The organism is Microbacterium testaceum StLB037, assembly GCF_900104345.1.
Classification (GTDB): domain Bacteria; phylum Actinomycetota; class Actinomycetes; order Actinomycetales; family Microbacteriaceae; genus Microbacterium; species Microbacterium testaceum_A.
Window position 1 is genome coordinate 17,803 of record NZ_FNJN01000001.1, and the last position, 16,644, is coordinate 34,446.

General features: G+C 70.0%; 16 protein-coding genes and 1 pseudogene. 11 read left to right on the forward strand and 6 right to left on the reverse strand.

Annotation, left to right across the window (positions count from 1 at the left end):
- Nucleotides 1-56: 56 nt before the first annotated feature.
- Nucleotides 57-641: a DUF1109 domain-containing protein gene (locus BLS25_RS00095; RefSeq protein ID WP_074694027.1), complete on the forward strand. Its 585-nt coding sequence runs from the start codon at nt 57-59 to the stop codon at nt 639-641.
- A 337-nt stretch (nt 642-978) separates the two neighbouring features.
- Nucleotides 979-1,263: pseudogene (locus tag BLS25_RS00105) on the forward strand (response regulator transcription factor); the annotation flags it as partial.
- On the opposite strand, the gene BLS25_RS17260 reads toward BLS25_RS00105, so the two are convergent.
- The 5 genes from BLS25_RS17260 to BLS25_RS00130 form a co-directional block, all read right to left on the reverse strand.
- Complete coding sequence (locus BLS25_RS17260) at nt 1,260-1,655, reverse strand: DUF998 domain-containing protein (RefSeq protein WP_074694029.1); 396 nt, start codon at nt 1,653-1,655, stop codon at nt 1,260-1,262. The pseudogene BLS25_RS00105 and the gene BLS25_RS17260 sit on opposite strands and share 4 nt — an antisense overlap.
- Nucleotides 1,656-2,292: 637 nt before the next feature.
- Entirely contained in the window at nt 2,293-2,445 is a 153-nt protein-coding gene (locus BLS25_RS16770; protein ID WP_176786286.1) for a hypothetical protein, read from the reverse strand.
- Nucleotides 2,446-2,898: 453 nt separating this feature from the next.
- Nucleotides 2,899-3,306, reverse strand: a complete 408-nt coding sequence (locus BLS25_RS00120; protein ID WP_074694031.1) for a RidA family protein — start codon at nt 3,304-3,306, stop codon at nt 2,899-2,901.
- Nucleotides 3,307-3,332: 26 nt separating this feature from the next.
- Complete coding sequence (locus BLS25_RS00125; RefSeq protein ID WP_074694032.1) at nt 3,333-3,866, reverse strand: hypothetical protein; 534 nt, start codon at nt 3,864-3,866, stop codon at nt 3,333-3,335.
- Nucleotides 3,867-3,890: 24 nt separating this feature from the next.
- The gene (locus tag BLS25_RS00130; protein ID WP_056226624.1) at nt 3,891-4,214 is read right to left on the reverse strand and encodes a G protein-coupled receptor family protein; all 324 of its coding nucleotides are present in this window, start codon (nt 4,212-4,214) and stop codon (nt 3,891-3,893) included.
- Between the two features lie 209 nt (nt 4,215-4,423).
- Here BLS25_RS00130 and sucC point away from each other — a divergent pair, with 209 nt between their 5' ends.
- Both sucC and sucD read left to right on the forward strand, forming a co-directional pair.
- On the forward strand, nt 4,424-5,587 hold the full coding sequence (sucC, locus tag BLS25_RS00135; protein ID WP_074694033.1) for an ADP-forming succinate--CoA ligase subunit beta: 1,164 nt from the start codon (nt 4,424-4,426) through the stop codon (nt 5,585-5,587).
- 17 nt (nt 5,588-5,604) lie between these two features.
- A complete protein-coding gene (gene sucD, locus BLS25_RS00140; protein WP_056226628.1) occupies nt 5,605-6,507 on the forward strand; it encodes a succinate--CoA ligase subunit alpha in 903 nt (300 codons plus the stop codon).
- 471 nt (nt 6,508-6,978) lie between these two features.
- Here sucD and BLS25_RS00145 read toward each other — a convergent pair whose 3' ends face one another.
- Nucleotides 6,979-8,430, reverse strand: a complete 1,452-nt coding sequence (locus BLS25_RS00145; protein WP_056226630.1) for an NCS2 family permease — start codon at nt 8,428-8,430, stop codon at nt 6,979-6,981.
- 65 nt (nt 8,431-8,495) lie between these two features.
- Between BLS25_RS00145 and BLS25_RS00150 the strand changes: the two genes are divergently transcribed.
- The 7 genes from BLS25_RS00150 (at nt 8,496) to BLS25_RS00180 (ending at nt 16,503) form a co-directional block, all read left to right on the forward strand.
- Nucleotides 8,496-8,933, forward strand: coding sequence for a nitroreductase family deazaflavin-dependent oxidoreductase (locus BLS25_RS00150; protein WP_074694034.1), 438 nt, complete (start codon nt 8,496-8,498; stop codon nt 8,931-8,933).
- Between the two features lie 308 nt (nt 8,934-9,241).
- A complete protein-coding gene (gene nirB / locus BLS25_RS00155; RefSeq protein WP_074694377.1) occupies nt 9,242-11,821 on the forward strand; it encodes a nitrite reductase large subunit NirB in 2,580 nt (859 codons plus the stop codon).
- Entirely contained in the window at nt 11,818-12,306 is a 489-nt protein-coding gene (gene nirD / locus BLS25_RS00160; RefSeq protein ID WP_081349626.1) for a nitrite reductase small subunit NirD, read from the forward strand. Before nirB ends, nirD begins: the two co-directional genes overlap by 4 nt.
- A complete protein-coding gene (gene cobA, locus BLS25_RS00165; RefSeq protein ID WP_074694035.1) occupies nt 12,303-13,580 on the forward strand; it encodes a uroporphyrinogen-III C-methyltransferase in 1,278 nt (425 codons plus the stop codon). Before nirD ends, cobA begins: the two co-directional genes overlap by 4 nt.
- Complete coding sequence (locus BLS25_RS00170; RefSeq protein WP_056226637.1) at nt 13,577-14,716, forward strand: uroporphyrinogen-III synthase; 1,140 nt, start codon at nt 13,577-13,579, stop codon at nt 14,714-14,716. The genes cobA and BLS25_RS00170 overlap by 4 nt, the downstream gene beginning before the upstream one ends.
- On the forward strand, nt 14,713-15,426 hold the full coding sequence (locus BLS25_RS00175; protein WP_074694036.1) for a sirohydrochlorin chelatase: 714 nt from the start codon (nt 14,713-14,715) through the stop codon (nt 15,424-15,426). Before BLS25_RS00170 ends, BLS25_RS00175 begins: the two co-directional genes overlap by 4 nt.
- 60 nt (nt 15,427-15,486) lie before the next feature.
- On the forward strand, nt 15,487-16,503 hold the full coding sequence (locus BLS25_RS00180; protein ID WP_056226640.1) for a LacI family DNA-binding transcriptional regulator: 1,017 nt from the start codon (nt 15,487-15,489) through the stop codon (nt 16,501-16,503).
- Nucleotides 16,504-16,644 lie beyond the last annotated feature (141 nt).

The window sequence follows — 16,644 nt, forward strand, 5'->3', positions numbered from 1 at the left end:
CGGATTTCGAGGCATCGTCATGACGTAACCCGCTCCTCACATTCACGGAGGTCACCATGTCGAACGAGTCCGCGACACGGGTCCCCGGTGCTCGGCCGACGGGCCGACGCCAGAGTGTTGCAGCTCTCATCGTCGGCATCGCGGGCGCCATCGTCGCCGGACTGCTGGTCGTGCCCTACCTCGCCCGCCCGGGACTGGTCGTGCTGCCTGTGATCGCGCTGGTGCTCGCCGCAGCGGGCATCGTGCTCGCGGTCCGTGCACGTCGACAGCCGGGACAGAAGGCGCGAGGACGCGCGGCTCTGGTCTCGACGGTGGTCGCTCTGATCGTGGACGTGGTCCTGATCGGCGTGTTCGCTGTGACCATCGCCGGTCTCGGCGTTGCGAGCGTCGAGTTGAGGGGCACGGGTCCGGAAGACAACACGGTCACCTTCGCGAACGCCACCGAGCAGCGAACGCTTCAGTGGGGCCCGGAGGGGCGTGCTCAATTCAACACCTCGGGTTCATGGGCGGAGATCACGATCACCGCGCCCGCCGACGCCGCGGATCAGAACGTCAGCTGCCAGATCGTCTGGAACGGGAAGGTCGCCGTCGAAGAGAGCTCGGGCTCGGGCACGGTCACCTGTCGCTATGACGAGAAATGACGTGAGGGTGATGCCCATGGCTCCCTTTGACCAGCGTCAGCATCGACGGCATCCGGATCGAGTTCATGCTCGACGCGGGCTGAGCGATGTGCGTGGGGCGGAGCTGGAGGCAGCTGATCGCCCCACGTGGTGATGCGGATGGAAGCGGCCTCCGCCGCAGTCTGCGCGACGCCCGGCTGAAGCCGGGGGAGCAGCCGGTCCCCGAGGTCGAAGAGAAGGACGGGGTGGTGCGCGCTCTGGGTGTCGAGGCGCGCAGATCGAGCGCGACGGCGTGGTCATCGGCGGGGCTGCGGTGACCGCACTCGATGACGGTTTGCGGAGCCTGGAGCTCCTCGCCGCGGATGACGTGGCGGCCGTCATCCGCGAAGTCGCGGCCGGGCGACTGTACGTCGACCCCGAGGTCGCGGCCGACGCGCTGAGCGACGAGCGGAGCCCCCTCACCGACCGCGAGCTCGACGTGCTGCGCGCGGGGGCGCGAGGGCAGACGGTGGCCGAGATCGCTTCCGCGCTGCATCTGTCTGCCGGGACGGTGCGCAACCACGTGTCGTCGGTGCTCGGCAAGCTCGGGCTCGCGAGTCGGCAGCAGGCGACGATCCACGCGCGCGAGCGGGGGTGGATCTAGGGGGTCGTCTTCGACGCGGCAGACGACGGCCGCAGATCCCTCGTCATCGGAGTTCGGCGCGCGATTTGAATCGCCACGCTGACACCGACGGCTGTCGTCCACAACGTCAGCGTGTCGAAAGCGAGCCGCTCCGCTATTCCCAGGGGCAGGAGTGGCGATCGTCCGCCATCGAGGCCAGCGACGAACACCACGAATGTCGCGAGAGACACGGCGACGGTGGCGAACGTGAGCGTCCGGAAAGCACCTCGGCCCGCGGCGGCCGCCAGGAGGATCATGGCCGACCATTGCGTCAGCGCCTGCCCGAGGGCTGCGGCATCGTGGAGATCGGGGAACGTGTTCCAGGGGAAGCAACCCACCAGGATGACGAAGACTCCCGACACCGCGACGAGCACCGACCCCGTTCGGCCTGTGCGGCCGCCCCACGAGCCGCCGAGCAGAACCGCCTGCCGTGATCAACGCACCCGATACGACCATCCCGCCGTTGAACACCGCGTGCCACGGAGAGCAGATGAGGCGCGCGGTGGTGGCGTAATCCGAGAAGACTCCGCAGCTTGTGACGCCGAGATCACTGATCGCGTTGTCGGCGATCGAGTACCCGCTCGGCCACTGCAGAGCGACCGCCATCTGCAGCGGGAGCAGAACAAGAGTGACCGCCCACAGAGCCGCGCCGATCTGCAATCGCCGGATAGAGCATGTGTACATGTGAAGTCCTCCCGGCGATGATGATAGCGCGCCCCGCGGCCGAGTGACGTGGTGCTCGTCGAGCGGTCAATGGCGGCGTTCGCACGGAGCCAACGCCGCAAACCGTGCGAGGGGTGGCCGGTTTTGACGCGACTGCTCTTCCGCACTCACCCGGGGGTGAAATTCCGACGGCTGGGCGCAGTGAACCGCGACTTCACACGCTCCGAGGGCGATCGCGGTGGCACTGGCCCCTAGCATGCGAGCATGCGAAGTCCTTCCTCTCGCCGTCGTTTCATGAGGAAACGTCCGTCGGCCCCCGAGCAGTGCGCGCCCGATACGGAGGATGCATCATCGACTGGCGTCGCGGGCCGAGTCGATGCGCGCTTTCGTGTCGCGGCGTGGCTCGTCATCGCTCAAGGCGTGGTGATGGAGCTGGGTGCGCTGCTGGCACTCCCGGTTCTCCTGGCGACCGGCCTCGATCAGGATGACGTCGGCACCCATTTCCGTTCGCCCTGCCGTATCTTCAGAACAACCTCTACCTGCTCATGATCATGAGTGGCATCTTCGGCACCCTCCGGGTTCTCGGGGGTATCGGCATCCTGTGCGACCGTCTTTGGGGTCTCGGAATCACCCTTGTAATGTGCGTCGTCACGCTTGTCCTGATGGTCTTCATGCTTCCGGCGGGTATCGCTGACGGTGTGCTGTCTGGAGGGGCGCTGGTGCTCATCGCCTTCGCGTGGTTCGGCTCCGGCCCCATCTCCACGCGGAGGTGCTCCGAGCCCTGAGGGGCGGTCGTCAGGCAGCCGCGCCTCGGTGAGGCGCGAGGCGGCCGTGGCTCGTCGATGTCGGAGCCGCGTGAACGGTGGTCGCGAAGTGGGGTCGGATCGGCATCGAGAAGAGCGACACCGCAAGTCGCCCCCGTGGTGGGCGCGGTGGCGGGCTGACATCCGACGATCAGTCCACGACCGCGGCCACCGCCTCGATCTCGACCAGCTGGTCGTCGTAGCCGAGGACGGTGACACCGAGAAGGGTGCTCGGGACGTCGTGCGTGCCGAACGCATCGCGGACGACCTCCCAGGCGGTGACGAGATCCGCCTGACGGGCGGTTGCCACGAGCACGCGCGTGCTGATCACGTCGGTGATCTCCGCGCCCGCCGCTCGCAGGGCGCCGGTCATCGTTTCGATGCACTTCGCCGCCTGCGCCGCATAGTCGCCGATGCCGGCGGTCGAGCCGTCGTCGTTCAGGGGACACGATCCGGCGAGGAAGATGAGCCGCGCGTTCGCCGGAGCGGTGGCGGCGTACGCGTACTCCGCCGCGTCGGACAGTGCGGTCGCACGGATGAGGGTGACGGCGGAAGGCATCTCGGGTCCTTTCGCGACGGATGCGGTCAGCGGGTAGGGGGGCAGGCGACGGCGAACGTCAGTGTCGCCTCGACGGGGGGAGCTTTTCGCAGATCCAGGTCGCCGATCTTCGGAGCGGCGTCGGATTCGACGGGGAGGGCGTTCGCCGTGCCGTGGATCTCGGTGCCGCGGAAGGCGTCGTCGGCGACCGTGACCTCTCCCTCGCCCAGGAACTGCACGGCGTACCCGTCGATAGCCCAGGCCGAGACGGTGGTCGCGTCCTCGGTATCCCCGATCTGAGGCACCATCACGCCGGCATTCGGGCTCGGCGAATCAGCCGTCACCCGCGTACGCGCGTCATCGCACGCGCGCAGCCCGTCGCCGACGCCCGCCGATACCGTGCGCCTCTCGCCGTCCGCGACGAAGGTGATCTCCACGGTGTCGATCGCCGCGGGCGCCGCCTGTGTCGCGGTCGGTGAGGGAGCGGCATCCGGGATCGTCGCGGTGCAGCCGGTGAGGCCGAGAGCAGCGAAGGATGCCAACACGACGAGCGTCGTGCGCGGGTCCGGGCGAGGGGGCATGCCCCCCAACCTGGCACAGATGGTTCAGGCGAACCAGATCACGCAAAGTAGCGCGATGGTGAGATGGAAGGTCGGGAGCGCGGACGACCCGGCCATCTCTCGACGGGCGCGCATCATCATGAAGATGAACATCACGTAGAGACCGACCATGCACAGAGCGCTCAGGGTGCCCCAGATCCACAGGGCGGTGAGGTTCGTTCCGTCGTCGATCGCGACTCCGCCGATGAAGCCCGTCACGATCATGCCCACGGCGAGCGAGACGCCGATCGTCCGGTAGCGCGAGGCGGTGGAGCCGACGAGCGTCGAGACGGCGATCAACTCGGTGACGAGCAGATTGCTGCGGGGCAACCGATGCTCTCGAGGTATGTCGGCGCTCATCCAGCGGGAGGGGGGGCACTGGCGCCGCGGCATGTTCTGTGCTCTGTGCCCCTCCCATCGAAGGGGCAAGGGTCGGGGGTCTCCAGCCCCGTCTAGTAGGGTTGTCGACTGGCGAAGATCTCTTGATATCGAGAGAGTTCGCCTCCTCCCACCACCGATCGCCCAGCGAAGGATTGTCCGTGGATCTCTACGAGTACCAGGCACGTGATCTGTTCGAAAAGTACGAGGTGCCGGTACTCGCCGGCATCATCGCCGACACCCCTGAGGAGGCGAAGGCGGCCGCGGAGAAGCTCGGCGGTGTCGTCGTCGTCAAGGCTCAGGTCAAGACCGGGGGCCGCGGCAAGGCCGGCGGCGTGAAGGTCGCGAAGACCCCCGACGAGGCGTTCGAGGCGGCCCAGGCCATCCTCGGCCTCGACATCAAGGGTCACGTCGTCAAGCGCGTCATGGTCGCCGCCGGCGCCCGCATCGCCAAGGAGTTCTACTTCTCGGTGCTGCTCGACCGCGCCAACCGCTCCTACCTCTCGCTCTCGAGCGTCGAGGGCGGCATGGAGATCGAGGAGCTCGCCGTCGAGCGTCCCGAGGCGCTCGCGCGCATCGAGGTCGACCCGATCGAGGGCATCACGCCCGAGAAAGCCCTCGAGATCGCCAAGGCCGCGAAGTTCGACGACGAGCTGGCCCCCAAGGTGGCCGACGTCTTCGTCAAGCTCTTCAACGTCTACAAGGGCGAGGACGCCACGCTCGTCGAGGTGAACCCCCTCATCCAGAGCGAAGACGGCGACATCATCGCCCTCGATGGCAAGGTCTCGCTCGACGAGAACGCCGGCTTCCGTCACCCCGACCACGAGGCGCTCGAAGACAAGGACGCCGCCGACCCGCTCGAGGCCAAGGCCAAGCAGCACGACCTCAACTACGTCAAGCTCGACGGTCAGGTCGGAATCATCGGCAACGGCGCGGGCCTGGTCATGTCGACCCTCGACGTCGTCGCGTACGCCGGTGAGAACCACAACGGCGTCAAGCCCGCCAACTTCCTCGACATCGGCGGCGGCGCCTCGGCGACCGTCATGGCCGCCGGCCTCGACGTCATCCTCGGCGACGAGCAGGTCAAGAGCGTCTTCGTCAACGTCTTCGGCGGCATCACCTCGTGCGTCGCCGTGGCCGAGGGTATCGTCAAGGCCCTCGAGATCCTTGGTGACACCGCCACCAAGCCGCTCGTCGTGCGCCTCGACGGCAACCAGGTCGAAGAGGGTCGCGCGATCCTCGCCGCCGCCAACCACCCGCTCGTCACCCTCGCCGCCGGTATGGACGAGGGCGCCGACAAGGCCGCCGAACTGGCCAACGCGTAAGGGATAGGGACAGAAACATGTCGATCTACCTCAACAAGGACTCCAAGGTCATCGTCCAGGGCATCACCGGCGGTGAGGGCACCAAGCACACCGCCCTCATGCTCAAGGCCGGCACCCAGGTCGTCGGTGGCGTGAACGCCCGCAAGGCCGGCACCACGGTCTCGCACAAGGACGCGTCGGGCAACGACGTCGAGCTGCCCGTCTTCGCGTCGGTCGAAGAGGCCATCCGCGAGACCGGCGCCGACGTGTCGATCGCGTTCGTGCCCCCGGCCTTCACGAAGGACGCGATGGTCGAGGCCATCGACGCCGAGATCCCCCTGCTCGTCGTGATCACCGAGGGCGTTCCCGTCGGCGACACCGCCGAGGCGTGGGCGTACTCGAAGGCCAAGGGCGAGAAGACCCGCATCATCGGCCCGAACTGCCCCGGCATCATCACGCCCGGCGAGGCGCTCGTGGGCATCACCCCCGCGAACATCACCGGCAAGGGGCCCATCGGCCTCGTGTCGAAGTCGGGCACCCTGACCTACCAGATGATGTTCGAGCTGCGCGACCTCGGCTTCTCGACCGCCATCGGCATCGGCGGCGACCCGGTCATCGGCACCACGCACATCGACGCCCTCGCGGCGTTCGAGGCCGACCCCGAGACCAAGGCCATCGTCATGATCGGTGAGATCGGTGGAGACGCTGAAGAGCGCGCCGCCGACTTCATCAAGGCCAACGTCACCAAGCCGGTCGTCGGCTACGTCGCCGGCTTCACCGCTCCCGAGGGCAAGACCATGGGCCACGCCGGCGCCATCGTCTCGGGCTCGGCCGGAACCGCTCAGGCGAAGAAGGAGGCCCTCGAGGCCGCCGGCGTCAAGGTCGGCAAGACGCCGTCCGAGGCTGCCGCCCTGATGCGCGAGATCATCGAGAGCCTGTAAGCAGCACTCTCTGCGGGGCCCGGATGCCGTGGCATCCGGGCCCTTTCGCGTGTGCGGCGGGTCGCGGGCTGGGCGGTGGCGCCTCGGGCGGCGGGGTGGGCCGCGCGAGGACGCACTGATTCGACGAGGACGTATCGGATGGGCGGCAAACGGGTGCGGTCTCGGCGAACGGGTGCGTCTTCGGGGCGGCGGGTCGGGGGCGGCGCATAGCGAGACGCGGCGGTTGGTCGGGGCGGGGTGGACCGAGTGAGGACGTACGCGATCGTCGAGGACGCATCGGATGAGTGGGAAACGGGTGCGGTCTCGGCGAACGGGTGCGTCTTCGGGCTACGGGCCGTCCGCCGCGCGGCGCGCGACGGCGGCCGGGCGCGGGGCGGGCGACGCGTGGGGCCGCGACGCGCACCCGGCCCGCGGCGGCGACGAAAAGGGGCCCGGATGCCGTGGCATCCGAGCCCCTTCAGAGCACCGGGCTCAGCCGAGCAGGGCCTCGACCGGACCGCGGGCGAAGAAGACCACGAAGCCGGCGGCGACGATCCACAGCAGCGGGCTGATGCGGCGCGCGCGACCCGACAGCGCCTGGATCAGCACCCAGCTGACGAAGCCCGCGCCGATGCCGTTGGCGATCGAGTAGGTGAGGGGCATCACGGTGACGGTGAGGAACACCGGGATGAGCACGGACATGTCGCTCAGGTCGACGTGGCGGATCTGCGCCATCATCAGCGCGCCGACGATCACCAGGGCCGCGGCGGCGATCTCGGTGGGGACGATGCTCGTCAGCGGCGTGAAGAACATCGCGAGCAGGAACAGGCCGCCGGTGACGACGTTCGCGAGACCCGTGCGGGCGCCCTCGCCGATGCCGGAGCCCGACTCGATGAACACGGTGTTCGACGACGACGAGGTCGCTCCACCCGCGACGGCTCCGATGCCCTCGATCACCAGCGCCGAACGCAGGCGCGGGAAGGTGCCGTCGGGAGCGGCGAGGCCCGCCTCGCGCGAGAGGCCGGTCATCGTGCCCATGGCGTCGAAGAAGTTCGTGAACACGAGCGTGAAGACGAGCATGAGCGCGGCGAGCACGCCGATGCGGCCGAAGGATCCGACCAGGTCGACCTGACCGACGAGCGACAGGTCGGGGAGGCTCACCCACTGCGCGGGGAGGGTCGGGACGCTCAGGCCCCAGCCGCCGGGGTTGCCGTCGGCCTTGGCCCCGAGACCGGTGACGGCCTGGACGATCACGGCGATGACGGTGCCCGAGAGCAGACCGATCAGCAGGGCGGCCTTGACCTTGCGCACGAGCAGCACGGCGGTGATGACCAGGGTCAGCACGAACAGGGCCGTGGGGATCGTGGTGATCGAGCCGCCGACGCCGAGACCGACCGGGGGAGAGCTGAGGCCGGTCGAGGTGACCAGGCCGCTGTCGACGAAACCGATGAACGCGATGAACAGGCCGATGCCGACCGTGATCGCCGTCTTGAGCGCGAGGGGCACGGCCTCGAAGATCATCCGGCGCAGGCCGGTGACGGCGAGCAGCACGATGATGAGGCCGTTGATGACCACGAGACCCATCGCCTCGGGCCAGGTGACCTGACCCACGATGCCGACCGCGAGGAACGAGTTGATGCCGAGACCCGCGGCGAACGCGAACGGCAGACGCGTGACCAGTCCGAACAGCATCGTCATGACGCCCGCGGTGAGTGCGGTGACGGCGGCGACCTGCGAGAAGCCGAGCGCATTGCCCGCGACGTCGGGGGTGCCCGACAGGATGATCGGGTTCAGGATGACGATGTACGCCATCGTGACGAAGGTGACGACGCCGCCGCGGATCTCTCCGCCGACGGTCGAACCGCGGGCGGTGATCTCGAAGAACCTGTCGAAGGCGTTCTTCGGTTCGGGGACGGCCGTGGTCTCGGGAGCGGAAGCGCTCATGAAGGCTCCAGGAAAAAAGGGAGGGGCTAGACCGGAGGGGAAGACGCCGACGTATCGTGTGAGCTATGTCACTCTCAGGAGAGTATCTACCCAGCACCAGCGAATGGGCCCGCCAGCAGGCGGAGACTTTCGAAGCCACGGGGGGCAAAGAGTCCGCCGACATGCGGGGCGTACCCATCATCGTCCTCACCACCGTCGGTGCCAAAACGGGCGGCCTGCGCAAGACCGCATTGATGCGCGTCGAGCACGACGGGAAGTACGCGGTCGTGGCATCCAAGGGCGGGGCTCCCGACCACCCCGCGTGGTACTACAACCTCGTCAAGAACCCCCGCGTCGCCCTGCAGGACGGCGACGTGAAGAAGGAGTACGACGCGCACCAGGCGGAGGGCGCCGAGCGCGAGGAGTGGTGGGGCTACGCGACCGAGGTCTGGCCCGACTACGACGAGTACCAGAAGAAGACCGACCGTCGCATCGAGCTGTTCGTGCTGGAGCCGGTCGAGTAAGTCCTCTCGATCGCTCATCCGCGTGAGTGTCCACGACACCCGGACGGATCGAGAATTCGTCCGGGTGTTGCGGACACCCGACGGTGTGGGGTCGACGTGCAACGGGGATCAGAGGTCCGGATGCCGGGATCCAAACCTCACACCGAGCCCTCGGCCGCGTGAGAGAAACGTTCGCCCGGGGTAACGCGGGCGCGAGGGCGGGGGAAACCTCGGCTGCCTAGCGTCGGGGCATGGCCCGCTCGAACCCCGCAATCGGAACGAAACACGCCGCTGACGCGTCGGCAAAGTCCGCCGCGTACGGTGACGGCATGCTCCACCCCGCTCCATCCGGATCCGTCGTGGTCGTGGGTGCGGGAATGGTGGCCCACCGCTTCGTCGAGAGCCTCACAAGCCGCGACACCGAGGCCCGCTGGTCGGTCACGGTGCTGGGCGACGAAGCCCGCGGGCCGTACGACCGCGTGGGCCTGACCGGCATCTTCAGCGGAAAGACCCCCGACGACCTCGCCCTCGATCCCGCGGTACTCGCCCACGAGCGGGTGCGGGTGAAGACCGACGCCCGCGTCACGAAGATCGACCGCGCGGCGCGCACCGTCACCACGGCGGGGGGCTCGACCCACGCGTACGACCGCCTCGTGCTGGCGACCGGGTCGTTCGCCGCGCGTCTTGCCCTCGACGGCTTCGACCACCAGGGGTGTTTCGTCTACCGCACGCTCGACGACGTCGCCGGCATGCGCGCCTGGGTCGCGAAGCGCTCGGCGCAGCTCGGCCGCCCCCTGCGCGGCGCGGTCGTCGGCGGCGGTCTGCTCGGACTCGAAGCCGCGGGAGCGCTGCAGGCCGAGGGCGTCTCGCCGTTCGTGCTGCAGTCGAACGAACGCCTCATGTCGGCCCAGCTCGACCTGGGCGGGGCGCGCACCCTGCAGCGGCTCATCGAAGCGCGCGGCATCGAGGTGCGCACGAGTTCGGTGACGACCCGGGTGGATGCCGACAAGACCGGTGCCGTGTGCGGCCTCGAGCTGCGCGACGGCACGTGGGAGGCCGTCGACATCGTGGTCTTCACGGTCGGCGTGCGGCCGCGCGACGAACTCGCCCGGGCGGCGGAGCTGCGGGTCGATGCCCGCGGCGGTGTCGTGATCGACGAGGGCTGCGACACCTCGGACCCCTCGATCATGGCGATCGGCGAGGTCGCGAGCTTCGACGGGCAGTGCATCGGCCTCGTCGCCCCCGGCTACGCGATGGCCGAGGTCGCCGCGACCCGCCTGCTCGGCGGCGACGCCGCCTTCCCCGGGTTCGACACCTCGGCCAAGCTGAAGCTCTCGGGCGTCGAGGTCGCGAGCTTCGGCGACGCGTTCGCCGAGACGCCGAACGCCCTCGACGTGACCTACGCCGACCCGGTGTCGGGCGTCTACAAGAAGCTCGTGCTGAGCGACGACGCGCAGACGCTTCTCGGCGGCATCCTGGTCGGCGACGCCTCGGCGTACACCTCGCTGCGTCCGCTCGTCGGTCGTGCCCTCGGCGGCGACCCCGCGGCCTACCTCATGCCCTCCGACCTCGCTCCGGCGCCGCAGGGCGACCTGCCCGCCGATGCGATCGTGTGCTCGTGCAACGGCGTCACCGCCGGAACCGTGCGCGAGGCCGTCATCGAACACCAGTGCGCGGATGCCGCCGAGGTCAAGGCCTGCACCAAGGCCGGGGCTGCGTGCGGCTCGTGCTTCACGCTCGTGAAGAAGCTCGTGGCGACCGAGCTCGCGGCATCCGGAAAAGAAGTCTCGAACGGACTGTGCGAACACTTCTCGTTCACCCGGGCGCAGCTGTTCGACGCCGTCCGGGTCTCAGGGCTGCGCACCTTCACCTCGATCGTCGAGCGCTTCGGCACCGGCCGCGGCTGCGACATCTGCAAACCGGCCCTCGCGAGCATCCTCGCCAGCCTCTACTCGGGGCACGTGCTCGACGGCGAGCTCGCGACGATGCAGGACACGAACGACCACGTGATGGCCAACATCCAGCGCGACGGCAGCTACAGCGTCGTCCCGCGCATCCCGGGTGGCGAGATCACGCCCGAGGGGCTCGTCGTGATCGGCGAGGTCGCGCGCGACTTCGGGCTCTACACGAAGATCACCGGCGGACAGCGGATCGACCTGTTCGGCGCTCGCCTCGACCAGCTGCCCGACATCTGGAAGCGCCTCGTCGACGCCGGCTTCGAATCCGGACACGCCTACGGCAAGTCGCTGCGCACGGTGAAGTCGTGCGTCGGCTCGACCTGGTGCCGCTACGGCGTGCAGGACTCGGTCGGCATGGCCGTGCAGCTCGAGCTGCGCTATCGGGGCCTGCGCTCGCCGCACAAGCTCAAGTTCGGCGTCTCGGGCTGCGCGCGCGAATGCGCCGAGGCCCGCGGCAAGGACATCGGGGTGATCGCGACCGAGGCCGGGTGGAACCTCTACGTCGGCGGCAACGGCGGCTTCACCCCGCGCCACGCGGTGCTGTTCGCCGAGGGCCTCGACGACGAGGGGCTGCTGCGGGCGATCGACCGGTTCCTCATGTTCTACATCCGCACCGCCGACCGGCTGCAGCGCACCGCGCCCTGGGTCGAGGAATACGAGGGCGGACTCGAAGCACTCAAGGGCGTCGTGTTCGACGACACGCTCGGCATCGCCGACGATCTCGACCGGGCCATGGCATCCCACATCGACGCCTACGAAGACGAGTGGGCCGCGACCCTCGCCGATCCCGAGAAGCTCAAGCGCTTCCAGAGCTTCGTGAACGCGCCCGAGGTCGCCGACCCCTCGCTCGCCTACGTCGCCGAGCGCGGCCAGGCCCGACCCGCCACGGCTGAGGAACGCGCGTCGGGCGCGGTGCTCATCGGTGGCACGACGCTGGCGGTGCGGTCATGACCCTGATGGAGACGACTCCGGATGCCGGGGCCCCGGCCATGACGTCGAGCTCGACCGGCGCCCCCGACGGGCCGGCGGCGCAGGGCTGGACCCGCGTCTGCCGCGTCGACGACCTGCTCGTCGAGCGCGGGGCGGCGGCCCTGCTCGGCGACCGGCAGATCGCGCTGTTCCGGAGCTTCGACGGCCGCATCTTCGCGACCGACCAGATCGACCCGTTCAGTGGGGCGGCCGTGCTCTCGCGCGGGATCGTCGGCGACCGCGGGGGAGTGCCGACCGTCGCCTCGCCCATGTACAAGCAGGTGTTCGACCTGCGTACCGGCGCGTGCCTCGATACGCAGGGCAAGGAACAGCTGACCGTGGCCGTGCACCCGGTGGCGGTCGCCGAAGGTGACGTGTTCGTGAAGCTCGTGACCGCCTCGGCGCCGGCGAGCAGCGCGCACGCCGACCCCGCGCACGCCGACCCCGCAGAAGGAGACGCCCGATGATCGCTCTCGCAGGACTCGACCTCACCGACAAGCTCGTCGTGTGCGTGGGCGGCGGCTCCGTCGCCGAGAAGCGCATTGCACGGCTGCGGGCCGCCGGCGCCCGGGTGCGGGTGGTCGCACCCGTGATGACGCCGGGTCTCGCCGCGCTCGCCGCCGCGGGTGACATCGAGTGGCTCGCAAGGGGATTCGCCGACACCGACCTCGACGACGCCTGGTTCTGCCACACGGCCACGGGCGCGGCATCCGTCGACGCAGCCGTCGTCGCCGCAGCCGAAGCGCGCCGCGTGTGGTGCGTCAACGCGGGCCACGGCGGCAAGGGCACCGCGCGCCTGGCCGCCGAGACCACGAGTGGCGACGTCATGGTCGGCGTCGTCTCCACCGCGGGAGCCGACCCCCGCCGCAGCGTCGCCGTGCGTGACGCCATCGCCCAGCGCCTCGCCGAAGGCGCCCTTCCGCTCCGCCGCCGACGTCGCCCGCTCGTGGGGAGCGTGGCGCTCGTCGGCGGCGGTCCCGGCCCGGTCGACCTGCTGACGGTGCGCGCCCGCGCGCTGCTGGCCGAGGCCGACGTCGTCGTGCACGACCGGCTCGGACCCACCGGCGTGCTCGCCGAACTCGGTGACGACGTCGAGCTGATCGACGTGGGCAAGCGGCCGCAGCACCACCCGGTGCCGCAGCACGAGATCAACGCGATCCTCGTCGACCGCGCGGCTCGCGGGCTGCGCGTCGTCCGACTCAAGGGCGGCGACCCGTTCGTCTACGGCCGCGGCGGCGAAGAGGTCATCGCGTGCCGCGAGGCAGGCATCGCGGTCGAGGTCGTGCCGGGTATCTCCAGCGCGATCGCCGTTCCCTCATCCGCGGGCATTCCCGTGACGCACCGGGGCGTCGCCGGTACCCTGCATGTCGTGAACGGTCAGGACACTCCGAGCGAAGCGACCCTCGCCGCCCTGCGCGACGACAGCGCCACGGTCGTCGCGCTCATGGGCGTGAGCGCCCTGCCGCGCTTCGTCGCCGCGGCCCGCGCCGCCGGTGCTCCCGAGACGCGGCCCGTCGCCTTCGTCGAGAACGGCCACACGCCCGCTCAGCGCACGATCCGCACCACGCTCGGAACGGCGATGGCGGATGCCGAGACCCACCGCCTCGCGAACCCCGCGGTGCTCGTGTTCGGTGAGGTCGCCCGGGCCGACCTGCTGCTGCCGGTCTCGGCGCCCGCGGCGGCGTCGCTCCAGCCTGCTTCCGCGGCGGTCGCGGTCGGCCAGAGCGAGGGCATCGGGTGACCACACCCGCGCGGACGATCAGCACGGTGCTCCAGGGGTGCACCGTGCTGCTTCCCGTCGATCGACGGTCGGGGGAGCTGTCGGCCGCGCTCGAGCGCCACGGCGCGCGCGTGCGCGTCGCTCCGGCCCTCACGATCGTGCCGCACGTCGACGACGACGAACTGATCGCGCAGACGCGGTCGCTGGTCGACGACCCGCCCGACGTCGTCGTGGCCACCACCGGTGTGGGGTTCCGCGCGTGGATGGAGACCGCCGACGAGGCGGGTCTGCACGACGCGCTCGCGCCCGTGCTCGACGGCGCGCGCATCGTCGCGCGCGGTCCCAAGGCGCGCGGCGCCATTCAGCAGGCCGGGTTCGAGGCCGACTGGGTCGCCGAGAGCGAGACCGCCGCCGAACTGCGCGACTTCCTCGTGGCCGAGGGCATCGAGGGACTGCACGTCGCTGTGCAGCACCACGGCTCCGGCGCCGACGGCCTCGACGAGGCGTTCGAGGCGGCCGGCGCGCGCGTGACCAGCCTCACCATCTACCGCTGGGGTCCGCCGCCCGACCCCGAGGTCGTCGCCGCGTCGACCCAGCAGGTCGCGCGGGGAGAGATCGACGCGGTCCTGTTCACCTCGGCCCCCGCCGCGCGCGAGTGGATCCTCGCCGCCGAGCGGGCCGAGGCGCTCAATGGAGTCGCCTCGCGAGCCGCCCGCGGGCACGTACTCATCGCCGCCGTCGGGCCGATCACCGCAGGTCCCCTCCTCGAGGCGGGCATCACCCCGCTCATCCCCGACCGCGGGCGCCTCGGCGCGCTCGTGCGCGCGGTCGTGACGCACTACGGCGGGGCGGACGCGGCGCTCATTCCCACGACGGTCGGGCGCCTCGGCATCCGCTCATCGGGAATCGTGCTCGACGGGGATTTCACGCCCCTGCCGCGCACCGGAGTCGAGATCCTGCGGGCGCTCGCCAGAAACCCCGGGGCGGTCGTCTCGCGCGCCGACCTGATCGCCGCGCTGTCGAGCGCGGAGGCCAGTGGCCACGCCGTCGAGGTCGCCGTGGCCCGCACGCGCGAGGCGCTCGGCGGGCTCGACTTGATCCGTACCGTCTACAAGCGCGGATACCGGCTCGACGTGATCGATGAGGAGGACGCATGACCGCCGTACTGATCGCCTGCGCCCACGGCACGAGGTTCGAAGAGGGCCGCGTCGTCGTGCTCGAGCTGCTCGAGGTGCTGCGCGCGACAGCTCCCGCCGACGTCGAGGTGCACGAGGCCTACGTCGACGTGCACGGTCCGTACGTCACCGACGTGGTCGCCGCAGCCCGCGAACGCACCGACGACATCGTCATCGTGCCGCTGCTGCTCTCGACCGGGTACCACACCGAGGTCGACCTGGTGGAGGCCGCCGACGGACTGCCCGTCGCCCCCGCGCTCGGACCCCACCCGGTGCTGGCCGAGATCCTCGCCGATCGCGTGCGCGCCGCCGGAGCCGGTCCCGACGACACCGTCGTGCTCGCCGCGGCGGGGTCCACCCGCCCGGGCGCGGTGGTCGACGTCGAACGCATGGCGGAGCTGATGGCCGAAGCCGGGGTCACCGGTCCCGTCGTCACGGCCTACGCCGCGGCATCCGATCCCCGCATTCCGGATGCCGTGGCCACGGCACGCGCGGACGGTCGCCGCACGGTCGCGGCGAGCTACGTCCTCGCTCCGGGCCACTTCTCGCGCGTGATCGAGAAGGCGGATGCCGACCTGACCACCGCCCCAATCGGCGCCGACCCGCGCCTGGCGACGGTGGTGTGGGAGCGGTGGCGCGATGCGCGTGTGCCGCTCTCGTTGCAGACGGTCGCGCACAATGGTGAGAGCTGACCCGTCGCACGGTGGCGGAGCGGTCTGTACAACGTTGTACAGTGAGCCCATGGAGATCCGATGACGGCCACCCTGCATGACGTCGCGCGGCTGGCTTCGGTGTCGATCAAGACCGTCTCGAACGTCATCAACGATCGGCCGAACATCCGCCCCGCCACGCGCGAACGGGTCGAGCAGGCCATCGCCGAACTCGGCTACACGCCCAACCTGACCGCGCGCAATCTGCGCAGCGGACGCACAGGCGCCATCGCCTTGGCCGTGCCCGACCTGGCATTGAGCTACTTCGCCGAACTCGCCGCGATCGTCATCGCCGAGGCCGAACGGCGGGGGGTGGTCGTGCTCGTCGAGCAGACCGGCGGCGACCGGGAGCGCGAGATCGAGCTGCTGCGCTCGCCGCGGCTCAAGCTCACCGACGGGCTCATCTTCAGCCCCCTCGGAATGGGGCAGGACGACGTCGATCGGCTCGAGGTGACCTACCCGATGGTGCTGCTGGGTGAGCGCATCTTCGACGGGCCGACCGACCACGTGACCATGCGCAACGTCGACGCCGCGCGCGACGCGACGCGATTCCTGCTGAAGAGCGGGCGTCGGCGCATCGCCCTCGTGGGCGCCCACGACGGCGAGGTCATCGGCTCGGCCGGACTCCGCCTGAGGGGCTATCGCGAGGCGCTCGACGAGGCGGGGGTCGCGTACGACGACGACATCGTCGGGTACACGACCATGTGGCATCGCGCGAACGGAGCCGATTCGATGCGCGAGTTGCTGCGCCGAGGCGTCGACTTCGACGCCGTGCTCGGGCTCAACGACACGCTCGCGCTGGGTGCCATGAGGGCCCTGCAAGAGGCAGGGCGACTCGTGCCCGACGACGTCTGGGTGGTGGGCTTCGACGACCTCGACGAGGCGCAGTACTCGATCCCGTCGCTCACGACCATCGACCCGGGCCAGGACTGGATCGCGCGGACCGCGGTCGAGACGCTTCTCGCGCGCATCGCCGGGCCCTCGGAGGCGCCGGCTCCGCAGCTGCTTCTCGCCGACTATCGCCTGGTCGAGCGCGAATCGGCGCCCGGCCTGCGCTGAGTCGCAGACACGGCGCTTGACAGTGCGCCGCCCGACGGGCATCATCCTTTTACAACGTTTACTTCCAACGTTGTAAATCGTGCAGAGCGGCACTCTTCAGGCGCCGGGCTGCGCCGATCCATCTCCGAGAGACACCGGTGT

Excerpts from the sequence above, each read along its gene's own strand:
- BLS25_RS00095 (WP_074694027.1), top strand. The coding sequence starts at position 57 with ATGTCGAACGAGTCCGCGACACGGGTCCCCGGTGCTCGGCCGACGGGC.
- BLS25_RS16770 (WP_176786286.1), bottom strand. The coding sequence starts at position 2,445 with ATGGGTGCCGACGTCATCCTGATCGAGGCCGGTCGCCAGGAGAACCGG.
- BLS25_RS00120 (WP_074694031.1), bottom strand. The coding sequence starts at position 3,306 with ATGCCTTCCGCCGTCACCCTCATCCGTGCGACCGCACTGTCCGACGCG.
- BLS25_RS00125 (WP_074694032.1), bottom strand. The coding sequence starts at position 3,866 with ATGCCCCCTCGCCCGGACCCGCGCACGACGCTCGTCGTGTTGGCATCC.
- sucD (WP_056226628.1), top strand. The coding sequence starts at position 5,605 with ATGTCGATCTACCTCAACAAGGACTCCAAGGTCATCGTCCAGGGCATC.
- BLS25_RS00145 (WP_056226630.1), bottom strand. The coding sequence starts at position 8,430 with ATGAGCGCTTCCGCTCCCGAGACCACGGCCGTCCCCGAACCGAAGAAC.
- BLS25_RS00150 (WP_074694034.1), top strand. The coding sequence starts at position 8,496 with ATGTCACTCTCAGGAGAGTATCTACCCAGCACCAGCGAATGGGCCCGC.
- nirB (WP_074694377.1), top strand. The coding sequence starts at position 9,242 with ATGCTCCACCCCGCTCCATCCGGATCCGTCGTGGTCGTGGGTGCGGGA.
- nirD (WP_081349626.1), top strand. The coding sequence starts at position 11,818 with ATGACCCTGATGGAGACGACTCCGGATGCCGGGGCCCCGGCCATGACG.
- cobA (WP_074694035.1), top strand. The coding sequence starts at position 12,303 with ATGATCGCTCTCGCAGGACTCGACCTCACCGACAAGCTCGTCGTGTGC.
- BLS25_RS00175 (WP_074694036.1), top strand. The coding sequence starts at position 14,713 with ATGACCGCCGTACTGATCGCCTGCGCCCACGGCACGAGGTTCGAAGAG.
- BLS25_RS00180 (WP_056226640.1), top strand. The coding sequence starts at position 15,487 with ATGACGGCCACCCTGCATGACGTCGCGCGGCTGGCTTCGGTGTCGATC.